This window comes from Actinokineospora inagensis DSM 44258, assembly GCF_000482865.1.
In the GTDB taxonomy this organism is placed as follows: Bacteria; Actinomycetota; Actinomycetes; order Mycobacteriales; family Pseudonocardiaceae; genus Actinokineospora; species Actinokineospora inagensis.
The window spans coordinates 11,984-36,879 of the sequence record NZ_AXWW01000068.1; the positions used below are offsets into that span (position 1 = coordinate 11,984).

Consider the following 24,896-nt stretch of genomic DNA (forward strand, 5'->3'; position numbering starts at 1 on the left):
GCCTCGGGCGCCAGATAAAAGCTGGGGTGCCCGTTGTGGTGAAGTTGTTTTGTTTGGGGCCCCTAGCGGCAGCCTGGGTAAGGCTAAAAGGCGGGGCCACTGGAAAGCGTGGCCTTACCCGCCAGCCGGCTTAGGCCACCGCTCCCCCCAAACAAAACAACTCCACCACAACGGGCGGTTGGCATCGGCGGGTCCCGAGGCGCGTGGGGTGGGGATGGTGCTTCGTCGATATTGGGTAGGTTTTTTTGGGGTGCGGTGCAGGTGTGGCGCTTCGTCGATATAGGGCAAGTTTTTGTGGCGTGCGGTGCAGGTGTGGCGCCTCGTCGATATAAGGCGGGTTTCGGGTCCGTAACGCGAGAGAGGCGCTTCGTCGATGAGGGGTGGCGGGTTTTTGGGTGCGCGGTGCGGGAATGGGTGGGGCGTTCTCGCGCTGTGGTGGTGTGGGTGCCGAGTGGGCTGGAAGCGCTACGGTTGGGGGGTCTGGGTCGGTGGGAGGGGTGTGTGGTGGCGGAGTTGGGGCAGGTCAAGGTTGGGGTTCTGGGTGGTACGGGGCCTCAGGGGCGTGGTCTGGCGTTGAGGTGGGCTAAGGCGGGGATCTCCGTGATCTTGGGCTCCCGTTCTGCGGACCGTGCGGAAGAGGCGGCTGGGGAGCTTCGTGCGCTGGCTGGGGTTGAGCATGTCTCCGGTCTCGACAACAAGGCCACGGCAACTGAGGCGGATGTTGTTCTTGTCGCGGTTCCCTGGGAGGGGCATGCCGACCTTCTGCAGAGCCTGAAACAGGAGCTCGCCAACAAGATTGTAATTGACTGCGTGAACCCCTTGGGTTTCGACAAGCAGGGTCCGTTCGCGCTTTCGGTGGCGGAAGGCAGTGCGGCGCAGCAGGCGGAGCAGGCGCTCCCGGATTCCCGGGTCACCGCTGCTTTCCACCACGTCTCCGCCGTTGTGCTCGCTGACCTTTCCATCGCTGAGGTCGACATCGATGTGCTGGTCCTCGGTGATGACAGGGAGGCCACCGACATCGTTCGGGCCCTGGCCGACGCCATTCCCGGGATGCGGGGGATCTATGGCGGGCGTCTTCGGAACGCTCATCAGGTTGAGGCGTTGACCGCCAACTTGATTGCCGTCAACCGGCGGTACAAGGCGCATGCCGGGCTGCGGATCACGGATGTCTGACGATCACGGTACCGATTTCGACGTCCCCCACCGGGTTGTCAGCCTGGTTCCGTCCCTCACCGAGGCCATCGCTGTCTCCGTTCCCGGTCTTCTCGTCGGTGTCACGGACTACTGCACGCATCCGTCCACTTTGGATGTTCCGCGGGTCGGTGGTTCCAAGTACCCGGATGTCGCGAAGATCCTTGCCCGCAAACCGGATCTCACGGTCGTCAACACCGAGGAGAACCGGCTCGAAGATGTCGAGGAGTTGCGGGCCGCCGGGCTGCGGGTCTGGGTGACGGATGCCCCTGCGACCGTTCCGGCGGGTATCGCGTCCACGCGGCGGCTTTTGGCGGGTTTGGGCGTCCAGCCCGACTGGTTGGATCAAGCCGACCAGGCGTGGGCCGATACCGAACCCGTGCGGGCGACCGCGATCATCCCGGTCTGGCGGAAACCGTGGGTGGTTGTCGGCCGTGACACCTTCGCCGGTGACGTGCTCCGTCGACTGGGTGTGGCGAACGCTTATGCTGATCACGAGGACCGGTATCCCCGGCCGCACCTGGACGAGCTCAACGCGTCTTCAGCCGATCTTGTCGTTCTTCCCGACGAGCCCTACGAGTTCACCCCGGAGGACGGCCCGAACTGGTTCCCCGGAAAGCGGTCCGTGCTCGTCATCGGGCGGTACCTCACCTGGTACGGCCCGTCCTTGGTGGCTGCCCGCGAACATCTCGCCAAGGCGCTCAGGCTGTGAAGTCCGTCCCACGCGCCTCGCGCGTGGTCGCCGTCGGGTGCACGCTGGGTCGGTAAGCCATCCGCATACACCCGGGGACCCGCGACGACGTGGGCCTCGAGGGAAGGACGGTCGACAGCGATGTCCGCTGACCCCAACCCGGAGAGCGTGTCCTCCGAGACAACAGCGCCGTACGGCACCGGTCCCGCGAGCCGCAAACCCGGCAAGCGCGTGCGCGTGCACCACCTGCAGGAACTCAAGGACCGCGGCGAGCCGTGGCCGATGCTCACCACCTACGACATGTACACCGCCGAGCTGTTCGACGAGGCGGGCATCCCGGTGCTGCTCGTCGGCGACTCCGCCGCGAACAACGTGTTCGGCTACGAGACGTCACTGCCGGTGACCGTGGATGAGCTGCTGCCGCTGGTCCGGGCGGTCACCCGATCGACGAGCCGGTCACTGGTGGTGGCGGACCTGCCGTTCGGGTCCTACCAGGTGTCCGTCGAGCAGGCGGTCACCACGGCCATCCGGTTCATGAAGGAAGGCCAGGCGCACGCGGTGAAGCTGGAGGGCGGGCGCGCGTTCGCGCCGCACATCCGGGCCATCACCACCGCGGGCATCCCGGTCATAGGGCACATCGGGTTCACCCCGCAAAGTGAACACAGCCTCGGCGGGTACCGGGTGCAAGGCCGCGGCGACACCGGTGACGCGGTGGTCGCCGACGCGGTCGCCGTGCAGGAGGCCGGCGCGTTCGCGGTGGTCATGGAGATGGTCCCGGCCGAGGTCGCCAAGCGGGTGACGCACGAACTGCGGGTGCCGACCGTGGGCATCGGCGCCGGGCCGGACTGCGACGCGCAGGTACTGGTCTGGCAGGACATGGCCGGGCTGCGCCGGGCCAAGGCGCCGCGGTTCGTGAAGCGGTACGCCAACGTGGCGGACACCCTGCTGACCGCCGCCCGCGATTTCGCCGCGGACGTGCGGGGCGGGGAGTTCCCGGCACCCGAGCACGCGTTCCACTGAGGATCCCGACCCCGCCCGACCCCGGGCGGGGTCAGCCCCGGTCGTGCGGCAGGTTCCAGAGGTCGGCGAGCGGACCGGCCGGGACGATCCTGGTCGGGTTGATCTGGTCGTGCGTCACGTAGTAGTGCCGTTTGATGTGGTCGAAATCGACCGTGTCGCCGAATCCCGGGGTCTGGTACAGGTCCCGCGCGTAGGCCCAGAGCGTGGGCATTTCGGCGAGCTTGTTCCGGTTGCACTTGAAATGGCCGTGGTAGACAGCGTCGAACCGGACCAGCGTGGTGAACAGCCGGACGTCGACCTCGGTGATGTGGTCGCCGACCAGGTACCGGGAGTTTTCCAGCCGCGCGTCCAACCGGTCCAACTCGGCGAACAACGCGGCGTGGGCGGCCTCGTAGGCTTCCTGGGAGGTCGCGAACCCGGCCTTGTACACACCGTTGTTCACGTTGTGGAAGATCGGCTCGATGAGGGCGTCGATCTCCCCGCGCGATTGCTCGGGGTAGAGATCCGGGGCGCCGGGGGAGTGGAACTCGCGCCATTCGGTGCTCAGGTCGAGCGTGATCCGCGGGTAGTCGTTGGTGACGACCTTGCCCGTCTGAGTGTCGACGATCGCGGGGACCGTCACGCGACCTTCGTAATCGGGCGCGGCCGCGAAATAGGCCTCGGACAGGTAGTCGATGCCCAGCACCGGGTCGGTCTCGGGGAACCGCCAGCCCTTCTCGTCGCGGATCGGGTCGACAACCGCCAGCGAGATCACGTCCGCCAGACCGAGCAGCCCGCGGACGATGACCGCCCGGTGCGCCCAGGGGCAGGCGAGGCTCACGACCAGCCGATAGCGCCCTGACTCCGGGGTCGGCCGCTCGGTGAAGCGGTTGGGCTGGCGGACGAACGCACCGCCGGTGGACGTCTCCGTGGCGAACTGCGGCATTGCCCCAGCCTAGTAGGGCAACATGGGCGCATGCTCTCCCTGTACCCGCCGATCGAGCCCCACGACCGCGGCATGCTCGACGTCGGTGACGGGCAGCGGATCTACTGGGAGGTCAGCGGGAACCCGCGCGGGAAGCCGGTTGTGGTGCTGCACGGCGGTCCGGGGGCGGGGACCTCACCGGTGCAGCGGCGGCACTTCGACCCGGCGGCGTACCGGATCGTTTTGGTGGACCAGCGCGGCGCCGGGCGGAGTTGGCCGCACGTGTCCGATCCGAGTGTGGACCTGGCGGCCAACACGATCTGGCACCTGGTCGAGGACCTGGAGCGGCTGCGGGCGCACCTACGGATCTCGCGGTGGCAGTTGTTCGGCGGGTCCTGGGGCACGACGCTGGCGTTGGCCTACGCCGAGCGGTACCCGTCGCAGGTGTCCGAGCTGATCTTGCGCGGGGTTTTCCTGCTGCGACAACGGGAACTGGACTGGCTGTACCGGGGTGGCGCGGGAGCGCTGTTCCCGGAGGCCTGGGCCGAGTTCCAACACCTGGTTCCCGCGGGTGAGGACCCGCTGGCCGCTTACGCCCGGCTGCTCGACGACCCGGCCGCGCGGCTAGCGGCGGCGATCGCGTGGAGCAACTGGGAGGGCGCGCTCGTGTCGCTCGTGCCCAACCCGGGGATGGTCGCGCAGTACGCGGACGCCGAGTTCGCGGTGCCGTTCGCCCGGATCGGCGTGCACTACTTCACGAACGGGGGCTGGCTCGACGAGGGCCAGTTGCTGCGGGACGCCCCGGTCCTCGGCGGAATCCCGGGGCGGCTGGTGCAGGGCCGGTACGACGTGGTGTGCCCGGTCGTGTCGGCGTGGGAGCTGACCCGGGTGTGGGCGGGCGCCGAGTTGGTCGTACTGCCGCAAGCCGGGCACGCGGTGGGCGATCCGGGCGTGCTGGAGGCGTTGCGGGCGGCCACGGACGGCTTCCGCGGCTGCTGATCAGGCGTGCTCGAAGGTCACCCGGCGCCGGTCCGGGTCGGTGGCGGTGAGCCGGACCCGGATGGTCTGCCCCTCCTTCAACCCCTCCCCGGCGCACCGGGCCAGCACCGGCGGTGTGGCGACGAAGATCTCCGCCGTGGTGGCCTCGGCCCGCAGCACCACCGCGTCGAACTCGGCGCCGACCCGGTCGTGCAAGACCCATGCCTCGACTTGGTCCAGGCAGGCCCGGTCGACCTTCGCGGCGATCGTGTCCGACGACTCCATCAGCGCCGGTAGCAGCGGCAACGCCTCCCGCACCCACGCGGGAACTGGCTCGCCCGCACACACCGCAAGACAGATCTCCGTGCCAAACCGGTCGACCAACCGCCGCAACGGCGCGGTGACATGGGCGTAAGAGGCGGCGATGCCGGCGTGCGTGGATACCTCCGGTAGCTCGCCGTCGAACACCGTGTAACCGGCGCCGCGCAGCAGCCGGGTCGCGTCCATGAACAGCGCCAACGCGGCGGGCGACGACGGGTCGAGCGCGGCGAGCAACTGTGCCGTGCTGGTCTCACGAGGCCACTCGATACCGAGCGCGGCCGCCGATCGGCGAAGCCACTCGACGGCGCTGTCGTCCGCCGTCGGCAAAGTGCGCAGCACACCGATGCGCGCGTCGAGCATGATCTGGGCCGCGCACATGCCGGTAAGAAGGGAGATCTCCGCGTTCCACGCGTCGACGGCGGTACGCGGCCGCAACGCCAACCCCCACCCGTCGCCGTTCTGCTCGACTTCCTGTTCGGGGAGCTGCAACTCCACCGCGCCCCGCTTGATCGCGAGCGCCCGCCGCAGCGCGCCCAACTCCGGCAGCAGCGCGACCGACGGGTGCGCCCGCCCCGCGTCGATGTCGGACTGCACGGTCTCGTAGTCGAACTGGGCCACCGATCGCACCCACGCGCGCCGCACCGACGCCGACACCGGCTCGGCGGCACCGTCCAGGTCGATCGTCCACAGTGCCGCCGGGCTGCGCTGGTCCGGCAGCAGGCTGGCCGCGCCCTCGGACAGCACGGTCGGGTGCAGCGGGACGTTCCCGTCGGGCAGGTAGATCGTCTGGCCGCGTTCCCGGACGACCGCGTCCAACGCCCCACCCGGGTCGACGAACGAGCCCATGTCGGCGATCGCGTAGTGCACCCGGTAGCCGTCGCCGCGGCGTTCCAGGTGGACGGCCTGGTCGAGGTCCTTGGCACCCGGCGGGTCGATGGTGACCAACGGGATGCCGGTCGCGTCCGCCCGGGACCCACGGGGACCCGCCGCCACCGCCCGCTCGGCCTCGGTCAGCGCCGCCGCCGGGAAGTGGGTGGGGAGGGTGAAGTCCGCCCGGACCCGCGCGAAGTCCACACCCGTGCCGTTCGCCGCGGAGTCCACGGAACGCACCCTAACCGGTGAACACCCCGCGCGGGTGTCACCCAGGCCACAGCCGTGCGTGGCGCTGGAACGACCCGCCCTACCGATGAACGCCTTCGCGCCAGGCATTGGTGATTGGCAGCCTGCGATCCCGGCCGAACGCCCGGAAGCTGATCTTGCTGCCCGGTGGGTACTGGCGCCGCTTGTACTCGGCCAGGTCGACCATCCGCAGCACCCGGTCCACCAGCTCCGGCGCGAACCCGGCCGCGATCAGGTCCTGGTAGCCGAGGTCGCCCTCGACGTAGTCGTCCAGCACGGCGTCGAGCAGTTCGTAGTCCGGCAGCGAGTCGCTGTCCAACTGGCCGGGGCGCAGCTCGGCCGACGGCGGCTTGCTGATCGAGTTCTCCGGGATCGGCGGGGTCTCGCCGCGCTTCTCGGCCTCGGCGTTGCGCCAGCGGGCCAGCTCCCACACCAGGGTCTTCGGCACGTCCTTGATCGGGGCGAACCCGCCGACCGCGTCGCCGTAGATGGTCGAGTAGCCCACCGCCAGCTCGGTTTTGTTGCCGGTCGCCAGGACCAGGTGGCCGTGCTGGTTGGACAGGCCCATCAGCGTCACGCCGCGGCAGCGGGCCTGCACGTTCTCCTCGGCGAGCCCGGTCAGGCCGAGCTGGTCGACGAACACGTCCACCATCCGCGCGATCGGTTGCTCGGTGTAGTGCACGCCGGTGCGCTCCGCGAGCTCCGCCGCGTCCGATCGCGAGTGGTCCGACGAGTAACCCGAGGGCATCGACACGCCGTGCACCGCGTCCGAGCCGAGCGCGTCGACCGCGAGGGCCGCCACCACCGCCGAGTCGATGCCGCCGGACAGGCCGAGCACGACCGAGCGGAACCCGTTCTTGGTGACGTAGTCGCGCAAGCCCGTCACCAGGGCCGACCACACCTCCGCCTCTTCCGGCAACTGCTCGGCGATCACCGGCAGGTGCCGGGGCTCGTAGGCGGGGACGGGGTGGTCGGAGACCGTGACCCGGCGGACGGTGAACTCGTCGTCGGCCTCCGCGTCGGTCTTCGCGGCGCCACCGGGCAGTTCCAGGTCCAACAGGGCCAGGTGCTCGACGAACTGGGGCGCCCGCAGCAGCAGCGAGCCGTCCGCGCCGACCACCATCGAGTCGCCGTCGAACACGAGGTCGTCCTGACCGCCGATCTGGTTGACGTACACCAGCGGCGCCCCGGCCTCACCGGCCCGGCGGGCGATCAGCGGCAGCCGCGCGTCGTCCTTCTTCCGCTCGTACGGCGACGCGTTCGGCGACACGACCAGGTCCACCCCGGCGCGGCCGAGCGCGGCGATCGGGCCGCCCTCCTGCCAGATGTCCTCGCAGATGACCATGCCGACCTCGAGGCCGCGGACGCGGACGATGTCGAGGCCGTGGCCGGGCTTGAAGTAGCGGCGCTCGTCGAACACGCCGTAGTTGGGCAGGTGGTGCTTGAACTGCCGCGCCACGACCGCGCCACCGTGCAGTACCGCGGCGCCGTTGCGGGGGCCCACGTCGTCGCGGTCGAGGTAACCGACGTAGACAGCCATATCGCCGCAGCCCGCGTCGGCGAGTTCGGTCGCCAGGACGTCCAACCGGTCGCGGGTAGCGCTACCGAACGAACGGCGCAGGGCGAGGTCTTCCACGGGGTACCCGGTCAGCACCATCTCGGGGAACACGACGAGGTGGGCGCCCGCCTCCGCGGCTCGGCGAGTCCAGGCCACCACGGTGGCCGCGTTGCCCCCGAGGTCGCCGACCGTGGGGTTCACCTGCGCGAGTGCGATCCGAAGCTGCGGCATGACAGTCATCCTCCACCATGTTTTCGCCTGTGAGGCGAAAATCCGGCCCGCCCGTGAGCAACACCATAGGACCAGGTAGGCCCACCGGGGCTGTTCTCGCGCTGGGTAACCGGCCGGTTGCGCAGGGGTTACCGCTTGGCGGCCTTCACCCGCTTCAACATCGCCCGCACCCGCTGCAGCGCCTGCTCGGCGTCCGAGTCGAACGGGTTGTCGTGCACCATGTACGTCCACGTCGATGTCGGCCTGCGCAGCCCGGCCTGCTCCAGGTCCAGGCCATCCGCCCCGACCTCGGCGTTCGCCACGGTCTCCACCGCCAAGTCGCCGACGTCCTTGAGCAGCCCGCGGAACTCGCCGATCGCCACCCGGTGGAACTCGTCGATCGGGGTCTCCCTGGCCAGCGCCCGCAGGTGGATGGTCTCCCGCACGTCCGACAGGTACGCCAGGTGCTGCGACCAGCGGGTGTCCAGGTGGAACAACAGCACGTGCCGCGCCACCCGCGCCAACACCTCGTCGTCGACCTCCTCCGCCAACTCGGCCCAGCGCTCCGGCGACCGCTCCTTGAGTTGCTTGGCGGCCAGGTCCGAGTTGAGCAGGTCGTCGCGGTAGGCCAGCACGATGCCGCGCTGGTGCTCGATCAACCGCGTGTAGCGCCAGGTGTTGCGGTGGACGTCCAGGTTCACCCCCTCGGCCACCCGCTGCGCGTGGTCGATGAACCGCTGCGAGGTGGCGTCCTCGTGCCGCCCGTCCTCGTCGGCGTCCGACCCCGCCACCGCGTCCGGGGCGTACTGGGTCACCAGGTCGTCGGTCAGGCTGGCGAAGACCACGGACCCACCCGGGTCGCCCTGCCGCCCGGACCGGCCGCGCAACTGGTTGTCCAGCCTGCTGCTCGGGTAGTGCCCGCAGCCGATCACGTACAGCCCGCCCAGCTCGGCGACCTCGTCGTGGTCGGCCTCGGTGCCGCCCGCCCCGCCCAGCCGGATGTCGGTGCCGCGCCCGGCCATCTGGGTCGACACGGTCACCGCGTTCAGCGCGCCCGCCTCGGCGACGATCTTGGCTTCCTCGGCGTCGTTCTTCGCGTTGAGCACCACGCTGGACACGCCCGCCGCGGTCAGCTTCTCCGCGATCCGCTCCGACTCGGCCACGTCCATCGTGCCGACCAGGATCGGCCGCCCGGTCTCGTGCTGCGCCACGATCTCCTTGACCAGCGCGGCTTCCTTAGCCTCAACCGCCTCGTACACCCGGTCCGGCTCGTCGTCGCGCACGCACGGCTTGTTCGGCGGGATCACCGACACCTTCAGCTCGTAGAACTCGCGCAACTGCTCGGCGACGGCCTGCGCGGTGCCGGTCATCCCGCACACCCGCTGGTAGCGGCCGACCAGGCCCTGCACCGAGATCGAGTCCAGCACCTCGCCGCTCTCGGTCGGCTTGAGCCGCTCCTTGGCCTCCACCGCCGCCTGCAGCCCGTCCGGCCAGCGCTGCAGCAGCGCGATCCGGCCGCGCGAGGTGTTGATCAAGTGGACCTTGCCGTCCCGCACGATGTAGTCCACGTCCCGCTGCAGCAACGCGTGCGCGTGCAGGGCGGCGTTCACCGCGGCCAACCGGTCCGAGTGGTCACCGGAGTACAGGTCGATGTCGCCGAGCGCCTTCTCCACGACCTTGGCACCGCGGCTGGTCAGCCAGGCGTTGCGGTTGTCCTCGTCGCGCTCGTAGTGCTGACCGGGGCGCAGGGTGCGCACGATCTGCGCCACCTCCGGGTCGCCCTGGTTGTCGTCGGTCGACCCGGCCATCACCAGCGGCACCCGTGCCTCGTCGACCAGCACCGAGTCGGCCTCGTCGATCAGCGCCACGTCCGGTGCCCGCTGCACCAGCTCCTCCGGGTCGACGCACAGCCGGTCGCGGAGCACGTCGAAGCCGATCTCGCTGACCGCGCCGTAGGTGACGTCCCTGCCGTAGGCGGCCCGCCGGTCCTCCGGGGAGGACTCCTGGTCGACCCAGCCGACCGACACGCCCAGCAGCTCGTACACCGGCCGCATCCACTCCGCGTCGCGCCGGGCCAGGTAGTCGTTCACCGACATGACGTGCACGGACCGGCCCTGCAGCGCGTACCCGGCGGCGGCGAGCGCGCCCGCCAGGGTCTTGCCCTCGCCGGTGCCCATCTCCACGATCCGGCCGTGCAGCAGCTCCATCGCGCCGACCAGTTGCATGTCGTAGGGCCGCTGGTCCAGGGCGCGCCGGGACGCCTCGCGGCCCAGCGCGCACAGCTCGACCATGGCCTGGTTGTCCATGCCCTTGTCGGCCTTGTCCGGCTTGTCGGTGCCGACCTTCTTCCGCAGCGCGACGGCGGCCTCGGTCAGCTCGGCGTCGTCCAGCTTGGCGACCCGCTCCTCGCGCCACTCGATCGAGCTCAGCACGTCGGCGTACTTCTTGAGGTCGACGGTGGCCGGGCGCTCCATCAGCCGCTGGAACCCGCCCTTGACCCGTGTCAGAAACGCAGCCACGTCTCCGGCCACCTCTCGCTCGTCCACTCCGTGACGCAATTCTCGCCCGGCCACCTAACGGTGCAGCACGGCAGGTGAGTTCCGCATCCGGGTGGCAGGATCGGTTCGGTGCGTAGGTCGGTCGTTGGTGTCCTGTCCGTGGTCGTCGGCCTCGCAGCCGGGGCGGTGACCGCCTGTTCGTCCGCAGAGGACATCACCCCGCACACCGAGCAGCGGGGGCCGCGGGGACCGGTCCCGCCGGGTCTTGAACGGTACTACGGACAGGCGCTGACCTGGGACAACTGTGCGCCCTACGCGAAGACCGACGACGACAGGGAACCGCTGTCGACCAAGGGCGTGCGGTGCGCCCGGCTGACCGTCCCGCTCGACTACGCCAAGCCGGACGGCGACGTGGTCACCCTCGGTGTCCTGCGAAAACCGGCAACTGATGATGCCGCCCGGATCGGGTCGCTCATCGTGAACCCGGGCGGGCCGGGTGTAGCTGGTTTGTCCACGGCGGTGCGTTTGTCCGGTGTGGGGACCTTGAACCGGCGGTTCGACTTCGTCGGGTTCGACCCGCGCGGTACCGGATCGAGTGAACCGACCGTGGTCTGCCTCACCGATCGCGAGCGCGACGACGAGCGCGCGGACGACGACGAGCTGGACACCTCACCCGCAGGGGTGACCAAAGCCGAGTCCGACGAGAAGGACTACGCCGCCAAATGCGCGCAGCGGACCGGCAAGGGCGCGACGATGCTCGCCAACGTCGGCACCCGCGATGTCGCCCGCGATCTCGACGTGCTGCGCTCGGCCCTCGGCGACGACAAGCTGACATACCTGGGCTACTCGTATGGCACCCGCATCGGTAGCACCTACGCGGAGGCGTTCCCGGGCAACGTACGCGCGATGGTCCTCGACGGGGCGGTAGACCCGACTCAGGACGCCGTCACCGAGCTGGTCGCGCAGGCCACCGGATTCCAATCCGCGTTCAACGACTTCGTGGCGTGGTGCGTGCAGCGGCAGGACTGTTCGCTCGGCCGCGACGCGACCCGGGCCCAGTCCACCTTCCAGGACCTGGTGCGGCCGCTGGCGAAGCGCCCGATCGAGGTGTCCGGCGGTCGGCGGCTGTCGTTCTCGGACGCCACCACCGGCGTCACACAGGCGCTGTACTCCGAGCAGTTGTGGGAGTTGCTCAACACCGGCCTCAACGAGTTGAAGCAGAACCGGGCCACGACGCTCATGGCCCTCGCCGACAGCTACCTCGAACGGGACAAGAGCGGGCACTACTCGACGACGCAAGACGCCTTTGTGGCCGTGCGGTGCGTGGACGACACCAGGATCACCGACCGTTCAGTGGTTCTGGATGCACAGCGCCAGTACAAGGAAGCAGCACCTTTCCTCGACGACGGCGGCGCGGCCAGTGACGCACTCGACACCTGCGCCTTCTGGCCCGTCCCGCCGACGAGCACGCCGCACCTACCGTCGGTGAAGGGCCTACCGCCGGTCTTGGTCGTATCCACTACCGGTGACCCCGCCACGCCTTACGAGGCGGGCGTCGCGCTCGCGAAGGCGCTGGGCGGCAGTTTGCTCACCTACGAGGCCACCCAGCACACCGCGTTCCTGCAGGGAGACCGCTGTGTCGACGACGCGGGCACGGCATATCTCACCGAGCTGCGCCTCCCGACGGCCGGAACCCGCTGTTCGGCCTGACAGGATGGCCGCGTGCGTACTCCCCGCGTGGCGGTGCTCGCCGCGATCGCCCTGTCGGTGACGCTGCTGGCGGCCTGCACCACGGTCGTCGCCGGAACGCCGACGACCGGCACCGTCGAGCAGCGCGGCCCCAAGGGACCCGTCCCGGCCGGGCTGGACCGGTACTACGGCCAGGCCCTGACCTGGCGCGACTGCCGCCCCATGGCGTACGACGACGACAGCCGCGAAGCGTTCGGTTCCCGCGGCGTCCAATGCGCCCTGCTCACCGTGCCGCTGGACTACGCCGCACCGACCGGCCGCACGATCACCGTCGGTGTCCTGCGCAAACCCGCCGCCGGGCACCGGACCGGCGCGCTGCTGATCAACCCGGGCGGCCCCGGCGCGTCCGGGATGACCGCCGCCGTGATGATCGCGGGCCGGGCCAAGGGCACCCCGCTGCTCGACTCGCTCGACCTCATCGGGTTCGACCCGCGCGGCATCGGCCTGAGCCAGCCGCACATCCATTGCCTCGACGACCGGGAGATGGACGCCGAGCGCGCCCGGCCCGCCGCGCGGACCGTCGCCGAGGAGGAGGCCCGCAACAAGGAGTTCGCCGACCACTGCGCCCAGCGCAGCGGTGGCGCCGAGGCCCTGGGCAACATCGGCACCCGGGACGTGGTGCGCGACATGGACGTCCTGCGGTCCGTGCTCGGCGAGGAGAAGCTGACATACCTGGGGTACTCGTATGGCACCCGCATCGGTACCGCCTACGCGGAGGCGTTCCCGCGCAACGTACGCGCCATGGTCCTCGACGGGGCTGTCGACCCGATGGCGGACCCGGTCCACGAGTCCATCAACCAGTCCACCGGGTTCGACCAGGCCATCGACGCCTACTTCAAGCAGTGCGCCAAGTGCGCCGTGAAGTCGAAGGACGAGCTGCGGCGATTACTCAAACCGCTCGGCACGACCCCGCTGCCCGCGTCCGACCGCTCCCTGTCCCTCGACGACGCCCTGACCGGCATCGCCGCCGCCCTCTACGACGACCAGTCCTGGCCGATCCTCACCCAGGCCCTCACCGAACTGGCCAAGGGCCAAGGCAAGACCCTGATGTCCTTGGCCGACTCCTACTACGGCCGCGACTCGTCAGGCCACTACACGAACCTGATGGACGCCCTCGTCGCCGTCCGCTGCGTCGACGACCCGCGCGTCACCGACCGCGCCGAGATCGCGGCGGCCGTCAAGACGCAGACCGAGGCCACCCGCGGCAGCTTCATGGCCGACGCCGACCCGCCGCTCCCGGCCCTCGACACCTGCGCCTTCTGGCAGGCGCCCAACACCAGCCGGCCGCACAAACCGCAGGTCGCGGGCGTTCCCAAGCTGCTGGTCATTTCCACGACCGGTGACCCGGCGACCCCGTACCAGTCGGGTGTGAACCTCGCCAAGGACCTCGACGCCCGGCTGCTCACCTTCCACGGCACCAAGCACACCGCGTTCCTCGGCGGCTCGGGCTGCGTGGACGACATCGGGATCGCGTACCTGCTGAACCTCGACCTCCCGGCCGCGGACGCCACCTGCTGATCAGGCGGGCACGAGCTCCGGTTCGCGGGCCCTGGCGACCTTCAGCAGCAGCGCCAGCGCCGCGCCGAGCAGGCACAGCACCGCGGTGATCAGGAAGATCTCGGTGTACTGGGTGAGCATGGCCGCCTTGACCGCCGCCAGGTACTCGGCCTGCTCGCGGGCGGCGACCGCCGGGTCCTTGCCGAACGGCAGCGGCAGGGCCAGGTTCGCGGTCAGGCTGTGGAACCGGTGCAGTCCCCACGCGGACAGCGCCGCGACCCCGACGAGCATGCCGGTCATCCGGGCCACGACCACGCCCGCGGACGCGACACCGTGCCGCCGCGCCGGGACGACCCGCAGCACCAGCGCGGACAGCGGCGCGATCACCAGGCCGAGGCCGAGCCCGGACACGACCAGGTCGACGTCCACCCGGGGCAGGCCGAACAGGGACGTCGACGTGACCGGGTCGACCGGCCACATCGACATCAGCAGGTAGCCGAGCCCGGCGAGGAGCATGCCGACCACGGTCACGACCCGCTCGCCGAACCGCCCGGCGAGCCAACCGCCCGCCACCGCCCCGATCGGCAGCGCGACCAGGAACCGCAGCAGCAGGATGACGCCGCCCTCGTCGTTCTTGCCCAGGAGGCTCTGCGCGAACAGGTCCACGTCGACCAGCGTCACCATCAGCGCCGCACCGGCCGCCGCCGAGACACCCAGGGCGGCCAAGAACGGCCGCATCGCCACCCCGGCCGGATCGATCAGCTTCGTACGGGCCCGCCGCTCCCACAACAAGAACGCGATAAGAGCGACGACAGCGCCTGCCAGCACCGGCAAACCCCACGGGGGTAGCACGGCATTGCGCGGATCCGGGTTGTACAAACCCACCACGGCCAGCGCGAGCGTGACCGCCAGCAACAGCCCGCCAACCACGTCGACCCGCACCCGTTCGGTCTGCGCGCTCCGCTTGGGGACGGTGAACTGGACCGCGATCATGGCCAGCACCGCCAGCGGCACGTTCACCCAGAACACGCCCCGCCACCCGGTGATGCCGAACGCGTCCCCCCATAGCGGCAGCGCGGCGACCGCCACCCCGTAGAGCGGCCCGACCACGCTGCCGAGTTCCTGCGCGGCACCGACCGCGCCCAGCACGGTCGACCGGCGCCGCTCGTGCCACAGGTCGGCGGCCAGCGCCATGGTGACCGGCAGCAGCGCCCCGCTCGCCACGCCCTGCACGACCCGACCGGTGACCAGCACGGCCAGGTCGGCCGACTCGGCGGTGACGATCGAGCCCGCCAGGAACCCGAGCAGGCACAGTTGCAGCAGCGGTTTGCGGCCGAACCGGTCCGAGGCCTGCCCGAGCAGCGGCATCGCGGCGATGTAGCCGAGCAGGTACCCGGTGACGATCGGGGTCACCCGCTCCAGGTGGTTCACCGGGATGCCCAGCTCGGTGATCATCTGCCGCAGCACGCTGACCACGACGTAGGTGTCCAGCGCGCCGAGCAGCACGGCCAGCGCCCCGGCGCCGATCGCGACGCTGCGTCCCCTGCTCATCGGTTCGTCCTCTTACGGCGCGGTGATGGTTACCGGCTTGTCGATGTCGGACAGCGTGAGGTCGACCGACGAGTCCGAGCCCAACGCCACCGACGCCTTCACCGGCTGCTTGTTGTCCTCGCGCGCCCACACCGTGACCACCACGTCGGTGCTCACGCCCGGCACGACCCCGCTCACCACGTCCTTGGTGACCTTGCCGGTCACCTTGTAGGCGGACACGCCGTCCACGGTCTCCTTGGCCTCGGTCTTCGGCTGCTGGATCGTGGCCAGGACCTTCGCGATGCCCTTGTCCGGGTCGAGGATCGCCGACGGGTCGTAGATGTTCGCGCTCAGCGCCGCCGGGTACTTCTGGAACCCGCCGGTCGGGCCCTTGATGTAGAGCGAGTTGTCCACCAGCACGAACTCGCCCTCGATGAGCTGCCCGAGCAGGGTCAGCTTCACCGTCCCCTTCGCCGCCCCGGCGGGCCCGCCCTCCCGGGTCAGGTCCCCCTCGGCGTTCTGCACCGGGATCGTCGGCGGGTTGCCGTTCACCTTCAGCGTGAAGTGCGCGCTCTTGATGTTCTTCGTCGTCGCCGCCGAGTCCTTCATCACCGACGCGCCGTCCGGCAGCGACCCGCCGCCCGCACCCCCGGACGAGTTGTCCGACGTGCACCCCGCCACCAACGCCCCGACCAGTGCCAGGACTGCCACACCCAACCCGCGCTTGACCATGGCTCAGATCGTATTCGCCCCGGCCGAACTCGAGCCCATTCGTCCCGACACCGGTCTGTCGCCGCGCACCAGCCGTTGTGACCGCGACCACGTCCCCGAACGAGCTACACACCCACAGAGAGCTACCGCCTTCTCACAACTTCAACCTTTTGGGTACTGGTTGCGAAGAGTGCTTGAGTTACCCCATCTGGGTGAGCCACCGTTAGGCACATTCGAGGACAACGCGCAGCGGTAGGTGTTCATTGAGTGACAGTGCCGGGACCGGCTTTCTGCCCGATCGAGTGCCCGCCATCGACTGGGCCGGGATGACGCCCTACGCGTCGGCGGTGGTGTTGGAAATCGCCGACGACACGGTCGGCCCCCTGGTCGGGCGAATGGTGAGCTACCTGGCCGCGCCCAGGGCACGCGGAGTGACGGCCCGCGAGGTGGTGGCGGCCGGGCAGCTCACCACGGTCGAGATGACCTACGTGAACGGCATCGGCTCCATCGTCGAGGAGGGCTTCGAGGAGATCGCCGCCATGGTCCGGCGCGCGGAGACCGGCGGCGAGGACCTCACCGTCGCGTTGCGCCGGGGTCCGCTGGTCGCGGTGCACTGCGCCGACCCGGCCATGCGCGACCAACTGCTCGCCTGGGTCGACCAGACCCCCTCGCTCGGGCTGCGTCGGGTGTCGCCCCGGCTCCTGGAGGCATGCCTGTGCCCGGCGGTGCCCGCCCCGCGCATGTGGACCCGGTCGAGCGTGGAGTCTTTCGAGGGCTACCTGTTCCGCTTGTCCGAACGGATGGACCTCATCGCGCAGCGCATGGCCTACGAGCTCATGCCGAGCTAGGCCGGAACGTCTTCCGATAGGCCAACGGCGACAGACCGATAGCCGTACGAAGGTGCTGCCGCAGCGAGGCCGCACTACCGAGCCCGGACTGCTCCGCCACCTGGTCGACCGGTAGATCCGTCGTCTCCAGGAGTTGTCGCGCCAACCGGATGCGCTGCTGGATCAACCACGCCCCCGGCGACAGCCCCGTCTCCGCGCGGAAGTGCCGAGAGAACGTACGGACGCTCATCGACGCGTGCTCAGCCATCGCCGACAGCTCCAACGGCTCGTGCAACCTGCGCAACGCCCATGCGCGAGTGGGCGCGACCCCGTCCGATCCGTCTTCTGGCAGCGGACGATCGATGAACTGCGACTGTCCACCCTCCCGCCACGGCGGGACCACGCAGTAGCGCGCCGCCCGATTCGCGGCCTCCTGGCCGAAGTCCGTCCGGATCACGTGCAGGCACAGGTCGACCCCCGCGCCGAGCCCCGCCGAGGTCAGCACGTCGCCGTCGTCGACGAACAGCACATCCGGGTCAAGGCGCACCGACGGGTACAGCTCCCGGAACGCGTCGGCGAACCGCCAGTGCGTGGTCGCGGGCCGGTCGTCGAGCACCCCCGCCGCGCCCAGCACGAACGCGCCGGTGCAGATCGACATGATCCGCGCGCCCGGCCGGATCCGGGCGAAGGCGTCGGCGATGTCACCGGGCAGCACTCCCTCGTGGCGGGGACCGGGGGAGCGGGTGCCCGGCACGATCACCGTGTCCGCCGTCTCCAGCGCCTCCGGGCCGTGGTCGAGCACCGCGGTGAACCCCGTGGTCATCCGCACCGGCTTGGCGTCGACCCCGCACACGACCACGTCGTAGCGGCGTTCCTCCGCCGGGCCGGTCGCCGCGCCCAGGACCAGCGGCGGGATCGTCAGGTCGTAACCGACCGCCTCGTCGATCGCGAGGACCACCACCCGATGCGTCATGGCCAGATTCTTGCACATATTGGCAATCAGGCCACTAGGCCGCGGTGGGCCGCAGCCCGCACGCTGTGCCCGTGACACAGACCGAGATTCGGGTCCGCAGGCCGCACTGGGCCTGGTTCGTGGCGGGCGTGGCCTTCATCGCCCTGGTCGGGGCGGCCGGGTTCCGCGCGGCGCCCAGCGTGCTGATCGATCCGCTGCACCACGAGTTCGGCTGGTCCACCGCGACCATCTCGACCGCGGTCAGCATCAACCTGCTCCTCTATGGACTCATCTCGCCCTTCGCCGCCGCGTTGATGGAACGACTCGGCATGCGCAGGGTCGTATCCGGCGCTCTTGTCCTCGTCGCCGCGGGCAGCGGGCTCACCGTCTTCATGACAGAGAGCTGGCAGCTACTCCTGCTGTGGGGCGTGCTCGTTGGCGTTGGCACCGGCTCTATGGCGCTCACCTTCGTCGCCACCGTCACCTCCCGCTGGTTCGTTCGCCACCAAGGACTCGTCAGCGGCGTGCTCACCGCGGCGGGCGCGGCGGGTCAGCTCGTGTTCCTCCCGGTCGTCGCGAACCTCGCCGCCCACAGCGGGTGGCGGACGGCGTCACTCGTCATCTCCTTCACCGCGCTCGCTGTAGTCCCCTTGGTCCTCATCGCACTCCGGGACCACCCCAGCGAGGTTGGCACCACCGCCTACGGCGCCACCGCGGACATCCCGCTGCCCGCCAAGACCGGACGGATCGCGACCCGCGCACTGCAGGTCCTCGGCCGGGCGTCCCGTACCGGCACCTTCTGGCTCCTCGCGGGCGGCTTCGCCATCTGCGGCGCCTCTACCAACGGTCTTATCGGCACGCACTTCGTCCCCGCCGCGCACGACCACGGCATGCCCACCACGACCGCTGCGAGCCTGCTGGCCCTGGTCGGCCTGTTCGACGTGGTGGGCACCATCGCGTCCGGTTGGCTTACCGACAAGATCGACCCGCGCTGGCTGCTCGGCGCCTACTACAGCTTGCGCGGCGCGTCGCTGTTGGTCCTACCGCACCTGTTCGCCCCGACCACGGAACCACCCATGTGGGCGTTCATCGTCTTCTACGGCCTGGACTGGGTGGCGACCGTGCCGCCCACGGTCGCCTTGTGCCGACGGGCCTTCGGGGCCGACGGCCCCATCGTCTTCGGTTGGGTGTTCGCCTCCCACCAGGTGGGTGCCTCCATCGCCGCCGTCGGCGCCGGTCTCATCCACGACCACCAGGGCAGCTACGACCTCGCCTGGTACCTGGCGGGCGGCCTGTGCGCGGCCGCGGCGGTCATGTCGCTGCGGGTCACTTCACAGGGGCTCGGTAAGGCGCGCACGGCCAGTTGATGTCTACGCTGCGCACATGGATCGCCAGCAAGAGTTCGTCCTGCGCACGCTCGAGGAACGCGACATCCGGTTCGTCCGGCTGTGGTTCACCGACGTGCTCGGGTTCCTGAAGTCCGTCGCGGTCGCGCCCGCCGAGTTGGAGGGCGCGTTCGCCGAGGGCATCGGCTTCGACGGCTCGGCGATCGAGGGCTTCTCCCGGGTGTACGAGTCGGACATGATCGCCAAGCCGGACCCGGCGACCTTCCAGGTGCTGCCCTGGGAGACCCCGGACGGCGAGCCCTACTCGGCCAGGATGTTCTGCGACATCGCCATGCCGGACGGCTCACCGTCCTGGGCGGACCCCCGGCACGTGCTGCGCCGCACGCTGTCCAAGGCCAGCGAGGCGGGATTCACCTGCTACGTGCACCCGGAGATCGAGTTCTTCCTGCTCAACGACCTCCCGCACGACGGCAGCGAGCCCACCCCGGCGGACAACGGCGGCTACTTCGACCAGGCCAGCCACGCCACCGCCACGCACTTCCGCAGGCACGCGATCGAGACCCTGGAGGCGATGGGCATCTCGGTCGAGTTCAGCCACCACGAGGGCGCCCCCGGCCAGCAGGAGATCGACCTGCGCTACGCCGACGCGCTCACCATGGCCGACAACGTGATGACCTTCCGGTACGTGGTCAAGGAGGTCGCGCTGACCCAGGGCGTGTTCGCGTCCTTCATGCCCAAGCCGTTCTCGGACCAACCCGGGTCCGGCATGCACACGCACGTCAGCCTGTTCGAAGGCGACCGCAACGCGTTCTACGACAACGAGGACCCGTACCAGCTATCCGCCACCGGTAAGGCGTTCGTCGCGGGCCTGCTCAAGCACGCGCGCGAGATCTCCGCGGTCACCAACCAGTGGGTCAACTCCTACAAGAGGCTCATCGTCGGAGGTGAGGCGCCCACGGCCGTCTGCTGGGGTCACGCGAACCGGTCCGCGTTGGTCCGCGTGCCGATGTACTCGCCGAGCAAGGCGTCCTCCCGCCGAGTGGAGATCCGCTCGCTCGACTCCGCGTGCAACCCGTACCTGGCGTTCTCCGCCATCCTCGCCGCGGGCCTCAAGGGCGTCGCCGAGGGCTACTCGTTGCCCCCCGCCGCCGAGGACGACGTGTGGTCCCTGTCGGACGCCGAGCGCCGCGCCGCCGGTTACGCCAACCTGCCGCAGAACCTGGGCGAGGCACTGGCCGAGATGGAGAACTCCGAACTGCTGGCCGAAACCCTCGGCGAGCACGTGTTCGACTACTTCCTGCGCAACAAGCGCCGCGAGTGGGACACCTACCGCCGCAGCGTTACCCCCTACGAGCTGCGCACCCTCCTGCCGATGTTGTGACGGTGACATTTTCTCCCGCCGCCCGCCCCCACGTCCCCGCCCGGCATCGTTCCCCAGTTGGTCGGTCGGGGTCGCCGCTGGCTGCTTGCCTGGCAGGGGTGGTCGTTGACGTGGTTCCGTCCCCCGTGGTTGTACCGCTGTCGTGGTCCGCTGCCAGATCGGGAACGACGCCGGGTGGGGAAGAGGGGGCGGGTGGCGGGAGGAATGGACACCGTGGGCACACGGGGGGCCGATTGAGCCGCTAGGTTGGCCCGGTGCCCGAGGGAGAACCCGCAGTACCCCCCGATGTCGTGCTGACCGCCTGCGTGGCGGTGGCCGCCGAGGAGCTCCCGGCGGCCCGCGTGGCCGCCCGGACGTTCCTGGACCACCACCCCGGCGCGCGGTTCGTCACGCTGCTGGTCGACGGGGAACGCGCGGACGACCTGCTGGTCCCGGCGGACATCGGGATCGATCCGGCCGAGCTGGCGGACCTGGCCACCGGCCACACCGCTCGCGAGGCCTGCGCCGTGCTGCGCCCCCGGCTGCTGGAGTGGCTGCTGGACACGCACACCGGCCCGGTTCTGCACCTGGCTCCGTGGACCCGCGTGCACGCACCGGTTGTCGAGCAGGTCACCGCCGCGTTGGCCGACGCCGCGCTGGTGCTGGTGCCCCGGGTGCTGCGCCCGCTGCCGTCCGACGGCCTGAGGCCCGCGCAATCCGAACTGGCCACCGCCGGGATCTACGACGACGGCCTGCTCGCCGTGGCGCACGGCGCCGAACCGTTCCTACGCGCGTGGGCCGAGGCGTGCCTGACGGACCCCACTCGCGCGGGTAGCTTCCTCGACGGCGCGCCCGCCATGGTCGACCACCGCGTCCTACGTGACCCAGGTCTTGGCCTGTCCGGGTGGAACGCCGCCCAGCGCCCACTCGTGCGTGACGCCGACGGAAAACTCACCGCCGGTGGCGCTGTCCTGCGCACGACGGCATTTCAGGGCTTCGACCCAACGCGCCCGTGGTTGCTGACCGCCGATATCGACGACCATCCGCGGGTTCTGCTTTCCGAGCACCCGTTGTTGGCGGCCGTGGTCACCGATTACGCCGCCGAACTCGAAGAGGCGCACGACGTAACTCCTTCGACAGTCCGATTCGGCCAACTCGCCGATGGCACTGTCTTCCCCGACAGACTCCGCGTGGCCTACCGCACCGCTCGGGTCACCAACGAAGCACCGCCACCCGCCGGTGTTGACCCTGCCGCGTTCCTGCGCTGGGCGTGCTCACCGGACCCAGACGTCCCCGACGCCACGCGCTGGGCGCTCGCGCTGTGGGAAGACAGCCCCGATCTGCGCGAACGGTTCCCGGACCCGTTCGCGGGGGACGCCGCTGCCTACCGCGACTGGTGCGCCACGGAAGCCGTGCTCACCGGACACCTCCACCAGCGCGCAGTACCCGGGCAGCACATCCCGGACATCGCACTCATCGACCAGATAGGCGTGTCCGTCGTCGGTACCGGCCCGATCGCCGACCGCGTGCGAATGGCGGCGGAAGCGTCAGGGCTACCGATCTCCGATGAGCCGGTTTATCCCGTGGTGCTCGCCTGCGCCGGGCCGAATGGATTGCCACGGCAACGCCACATCATCGCCGTCCGCGACGATTTCGCCCCCATCCCGTTCCGGGTCGACGAGCGCTGGCTGGTTTGGCCCACTGCGGCACCCGCACCCGACGGGATTGCCACACACACCGTCCCGCTACCGGTAACCGACCCAGGCGCGCGCGACGAGGTGGCTCGGGACCAAGCACGCCACAAGCTCGGCCTGGGTGAGGAGGTCGTTTTCGTCGCCCTCGCCGAGCGCGGTGACGAACTGCTCGCCGCGTTCGCCGCGGCCTTCCCCGATCGCATGGACGTGCGGCTCCTGCTCCTAGTGCCATCCGCGGTCGCGCGGTCCGAGTGCGCGGAACGCCTCCGCCTATCCGCGGCCGTCGATCCCAGGGTCCGCCTGATGGCCGAGGAGTCCGCGTTCGAACCAGCAGCCGACGCGGCGAACTGGGCGATCTCGCTACACCAGCCGGACAGCCCTGACGGCGCCCGGGTAAACCGGTGGCTGGCGGAACTGGCCCTACGCGGCATCCCCACCGTCACGCTCGCGGGTGGTGCCGCCGCGCAACTGCTCGGACCTGACTGCTGCGTACCGCTGCCAACGGACGAGTTCGCGGCGGACACCATGGTCGCCGGTGCCATCCGCGACCTGGTCGACGACCACGCCACGGCCGACAAAGTCGGCTCGGCCGCCCGCACCCACGTGCTCGAACAGCTCGCCCCCGCCGCCGCGGGCGCGGTCGTCCGCAGGCGGGTCGAACTCGCCTATCGCAGTTGGCGAGCAGGTCGTGCCCTCGCGGCCGCCACGGAAGAGGACCCGCTACGGGCACTCCGGGCAGCCCGGCACGCACTGCACCGCAGGCCGGACACCGAGGTCGGTTACAAGATCCCGATGGCGCCGCAGCTACGCCGAGCTGTGCTGCGCGTCCTCGCCCACTACGACTCGCATCTGACCTCCGTGCTCGCCTCGCTCATCGACGGCATCGAACGCACCGCCGTCGAACTGGTCGAACGCCAGGACCGCTTGACCACCGCGGGCGCCGGACTCGACGCCGACCTGCTGCGCGCCGACCTCGACCTGGTCGTCGACCGGATGGGCCAACTCGGCAAACAGGTCTCGGCTGCCTCCGACGAGGTCGTGCGCCTGAGGGGGGAGTCCGCCGCTGGCGCGCGCGCCGTCGACGGCCTGGCCAATCAGGTCCGCGATGTGTCCACCCGCGAACAGCACGACAGCTCCGACGAGGTCCGAAGACTGACCGATGCCCTAGCCGCGAGCAACGCGCGGATGGATGCGTTGGAAGCAAAGTTGGCCGCGCAGCAAGCCGAGGCTGAGAGCCGCCTGTCGATCGGATCGTGGTCGGCTGATCAGGCGCTTAAAGCCACCGACGCCTTGCGCCGTGTCGTCGTCAGACAGCACGAACGCGGGGTTGCGATCGACGTACCAAGCGCGCCCGTCTTGTGCGACGCGGGGCTCTTGCGGCTACCGGCGCAGGACAGCGTCATGTCTGCGGTGCTGTCGAGCAACGGCGTCTGGGAGACCGACATCGCCGACTTGGTCGACTCGCTCATAGAGCCCGAAAGCATCTTCCTCGACATCGGTTCGTACGTGGGCTACCACGCGATCCGGGTGTTGAGCCGGTTGGGCACGAGCGGAACCGTCGTCGTCGTCGAACCCGACTCGGACGCGGTGAAGTTGTTGCGGCACAACGTGTCCGAGAACGTCTCAGACGTGGTGGCCGAGCGGTTGGTCGTGGTCGAGGCCGCCGCCTGGGACAGCCCGGCATCGCTGCTGGGCACCCCGGCCGCGGGCGGCGGGGTCGGTCTCCGACCACTCGGACCCGAGGAAGTGATCACCGACACAGAAAGTGGATCACCGGTTCCCGGGGTTCGGCTGGACCGCGAACTCGACGCGCTCGCCACCACCCAGGGGCAGCGCCTGTCGGTCGTGCGGGTCGACGTCCCCGGCCGCGGGCACCGGGCGTTGTCGGGTCTTGTGCGGCGGCTGCGCAAGGACCGGCCGAACGTGATCTTGGCGTTCGACGGCCCGCTGACCAGCGACTACGGGGACGACCCCGGCCCGGTGCTGCGCGAGTTCCACACGTGGGGGTTCGAGCTGGCCCGGGTCGGCGAGCAGACCGCGATCGGGGTCGACGACGCGGTCGCCGAGGTGGGTTCCGGGGTGCTGCGCACGCTGTGGCTCCGACCGCGCACAGGCCGCTGACCAGCCGATTTGACTTTGGAATTCGCGGTGAGTAACTTTCTCCATGTCGCACGGAGCGCCGGACGGGACAGGACGCAAGAGCCTGGCGGGGACGGACTCGAAAGACTGACGGGTCGAGCGGTTGACACCGCGAAACGAACCGGGTAAAGTTCTGCGGCGTTGCCACGATCGACTTCTTCCCAGCGGAGAACCTTCCGGTTCAGCGCGGGTCGACCCGGTCCGGCGAACACAAAGCTTGTACTACCAGCCTCAGATGAGGTCGCCTTCTCCGGCGGTTGATTCCGATGTGCGTGTGTTGTTTGAGAACTCAACAGTGTGCCGATTTAAGCCAGTAGAGCTTGAATGATTGAACCCCTTTGTGGGTTCCTTTGAGATGAATGTGATGCCAGTTTGGTGTCTGTTTGTCAGGTAACACTCTGAAAAGCATTTTTGGAGAGTTTGATCCTGGCTCAGGACGAACGCTGGCGGCGTGCTTAACACATGCAAGTCGAGCGGTAAGGCCCTTCGGGGTACACGAGCGGCGAACGGGTGAGTAACACGTGGGTAATCTGCCTCATACTCTGGGATAAGCCCGGGAAACTGGGTCTAATACCGGATAGGACTCTCCACCGCATGGTGG

General features: G+C 69.7%; 17 protein-coding genes and 1 rRNA gene. 11 read left to right on the plus strand and 7 right to left on the minus strand.

Going from position 1 to position 24,896, the window contains the following annotated elements; all coding sequences use genetic code 11:
- Positions 1-504 precede the first annotated feature (504 nt).
- The 3 genes from npdG (at position 505) to panB (ending at position 2,902) form a co-directional block, all read left to right on the plus strand.
- The gene (gene npdG, locus H504_RS0122725) at positions 505-1,173 is read left to right on the plus strand and encodes an NADPH-dependent F420 reductase (protein WP_026424651.1); all 669 of its coding nucleotides are present in this window, start codon (positions 505-507) and stop codon (positions 1,171-1,173) included.
- Positions 1,166-1,903 carry a helical backbone metal receptor gene (locus H504_RS0122730; RefSeq protein ID WP_026424652.1) on the plus strand — a complete coding sequence of 246 codons (738 nt, stop codon included), beginning with the start codon at positions 1,166-1,168 and terminating at the stop codon, positions 1,901-1,903. Before npdG ends, H504_RS0122730 begins: the two co-directional genes overlap by 8 nt.
- A 120-nt stretch (positions 1,904-2,023) precedes the next feature.
- Positions 2,024-2,902, plus strand: coding sequence for a 3-methyl-2-oxobutanoate hydroxymethyltransferase (gene panB, locus H504_RS0122735; protein ID WP_026424653.1), 879 nt, complete (start codon positions 2,024-2,026; stop codon positions 2,900-2,902).
- Between the two features lie 31 nt (positions 2,903-2,933).
- On the opposite strand, the gene H504_RS0122740 is transcribed toward panB, so the two are convergent.
- Entirely contained in the window at positions 2,934-3,827 is an 894-nt protein-coding gene (locus H504_RS0122740; RefSeq protein WP_026424654.1) for a glutathione S-transferase family protein, read from the minus strand.
- Between the two features lie 30 nt (positions 3,828-3,857).
- On the opposite strand from H504_RS0122740, the gene pip reads away from it, so the two are divergent.
- Positions 3,858-4,805, plus strand: a complete 948-nt coding sequence (gene pip, locus H504_RS0122745; RefSeq protein ID WP_026424655.1) for a prolyl aminopeptidase — start codon at positions 3,858-3,860, stop codon at positions 4,803-4,805.
- On the opposite strand, the gene H504_RS0122750 is transcribed toward pip, so the two are convergent.
- The 3 genes from H504_RS0122750 to secA2 form a co-directional block, all read right to left on the minus strand.
- The gene (locus H504_RS0122750) at positions 4,806-6,206 is read right to left on the minus strand and encodes an RNB domain-containing ribonuclease (RefSeq protein ID WP_026424656.1); all 1,401 of its coding nucleotides are present in this window, start codon (positions 6,204-6,206) and stop codon (positions 4,806-4,808) included.
- 79 nt (positions 6,207-6,285) lie between these two features.
- Positions 6,286-8,013, minus strand: a complete 1,728-nt coding sequence (locus tag H504_RS0122755; RefSeq protein WP_026424657.1) for an NAD+ synthase — start codon at positions 8,011-8,013, stop codon at positions 6,286-6,288.
- A gap of 128 nt (positions 8,014-8,141) precedes the next feature.
- Positions 8,142-10,511 carry an accessory Sec system translocase SecA2 gene (gene secA2 / locus H504_RS0122760; protein WP_035305506.1) on the minus strand — a complete coding sequence of 790 codons (2,370 nt, stop codon included), beginning with the start codon at positions 10,509-10,511 and terminating at the stop codon, positions 8,142-8,144.
- A 108-nt stretch (positions 10,512-10,619) separates the two neighbouring features.
- Between secA2 and H504_RS0122765 the strand changes: the two genes are divergently transcribed.
- Entirely contained in the window at positions 10,620-12,200 is a 1,581-nt protein-coding gene (locus H504_RS0122765) for an alpha/beta hydrolase (protein WP_084468048.1), read from the plus strand.
- A 12-nt stretch (positions 12,201-12,212) separates the two neighbouring features.
- The gene (locus H504_RS0122770) at positions 12,213-13,757 is read left to right on the plus strand and encodes an alpha/beta hydrolase (protein ID WP_051386157.1); all 1,545 of its coding nucleotides are present in this window, start codon (positions 12,213-12,215) and stop codon (positions 13,755-13,757) included.
- On the opposite strand, the gene H504_RS36500 is transcribed toward H504_RS0122770, so the two are convergent.
- Together H504_RS36500 and H504_RS0122780 are read right to left on the minus strand one after the other, a co-directional pair.
- Positions 13,758-15,287: an MFS transporter gene (locus H504_RS36500; protein WP_035305497.1), complete on the minus strand. Its 1,530-nt coding sequence runs from the start codon at positions 15,285-15,287 to the stop codon at positions 13,758-13,760.
- A 12-nt stretch (positions 15,288-15,299) separates the two neighbouring features.
- Entirely contained in the window at positions 15,300-15,998 is a 699-nt protein-coding gene (locus H504_RS0122780; protein ID WP_026424661.1) for an LppX_LprAFG lipoprotein, read from the minus strand.
- A 242-nt stretch (positions 15,999-16,240) separates the two neighbouring features.
- Here H504_RS0122780 and H504_RS0122785 point away from each other — a divergent pair, with 242 nt between their 5' ends.
- Complete coding sequence (locus H504_RS0122785) at positions 16,241-16,825, plus strand: hypothetical protein (protein ID WP_157440574.1); 585 nt, start codon at positions 16,241-16,243, stop codon at positions 16,823-16,825.
- Here the strand turns inward: H504_RS0122785 and H504_RS0122790 are convergent.
- Positions 16,812-17,777 (minus strand): GlxA family transcriptional regulator, encoded by a 966-nt coding sequence (locus tag H504_RS0122790; RefSeq protein WP_084468052.1) that lies wholly within the window; start codon positions 17,775-17,777, stop codon positions 16,812-16,814. The genes H504_RS0122785 and H504_RS0122790 overlap by 14 nt on opposite strands.
- A 71-nt stretch (positions 17,778-17,848) precedes the next feature.
- Here H504_RS0122790 and H504_RS0122795 point away from each other — a divergent pair, with 71 nt between their 5' ends.
- From H504_RS0122795 to H504_RS0122810, 4 genes are all read left to right on the plus strand, one after another.
- Entirely contained in the window at positions 17,849-19,123 is a 1,275-nt protein-coding gene (locus H504_RS0122795) for an MFS transporter (RefSeq protein WP_026424664.1), read from the plus strand.
- A gap of 16 nt (positions 19,124-19,139) precedes the next feature.
- A complete protein-coding gene (gene glnA / locus H504_RS0122800; protein WP_026424665.1) occupies positions 19,140-20,483 on the plus strand; it encodes a type I glutamate--ammonia ligase in 1,344 nt (447 codons plus the stop codon).
- A gap of 254 nt (positions 20,484-20,737) precedes the next feature.
- Positions 20,738-24,277 carry an FkbM family methyltransferase gene (locus tag H504_RS36505; RefSeq protein WP_157440575.1) on the plus strand — a complete coding sequence of 1,180 codons (3,540 nt, stop codon included), beginning with the start codon at positions 20,738-20,740 and terminating at the stop codon, positions 24,275-24,277.
- Positions 24,278-24,703: 426 nt separating this feature from the next.
- A 16S ribosomal RNA gene (locus tag H504_RS0122810) occupies positions 24,704-24,896 on the plus strand; the annotation flags it as partial.

Coding starts and splice junctions, on each gene's coding strand:
- H504_RS0122730 (WP_026424652.1), top strand. CDS start 1,166: ATGTCTGACGATCACGGTACCGATTTCGACGTCCCCCACCGGGTTGTC.
- panB (WP_026424653.1), top strand. CDS start 2,024: ATGTCCGCTGACCCCAACCCGGAGAGCGTGTCCTCCGAGACAACAGCG.
- H504_RS0122740 (WP_026424654.1), bottom strand. CDS start 3,827: ATGCCGCAGTTCGCCACGGAGACGTCCACCGGCGGTGCGTTCGTCCGC.
- pip (WP_026424655.1), top strand. CDS start 3,858: ATGCTCTCCCTGTACCCGCCGATCGAGCCCCACGACCGCGGCATGCTC.
- H504_RS0122755 (WP_026424657.1), bottom strand. CDS start 8,013: ATGCCGCAGCTTCGGATCGCACTCGCGCAGGTGAACCCCACGGTCGGC.
- H504_RS36500 (WP_035305497.1), bottom strand. CDS start 15,287: ATGAGCAGGGGACGCAGCGTCGCGATCGGCGCCGGGGCGCTGGCCGTG.
- H504_RS0122780 (WP_026424661.1), bottom strand. CDS start 15,998: ATGGTCAAGCGCGGGTTGGGTGTGGCAGTCCTGGCACTGGTCGGGGCG.
- H504_RS0122790 (WP_084468052.1), bottom strand. CDS start 17,777: ATGACGCATCGGGTGGTGGTCCTCGCGATCGACGAGGCGGTCGGTTAC.
- glnA (WP_026424665.1), top strand. CDS start 19,140: ATGGATCGCCAGCAAGAGTTCGTCCTGCGCACGCTCGAGGAACGCGAC.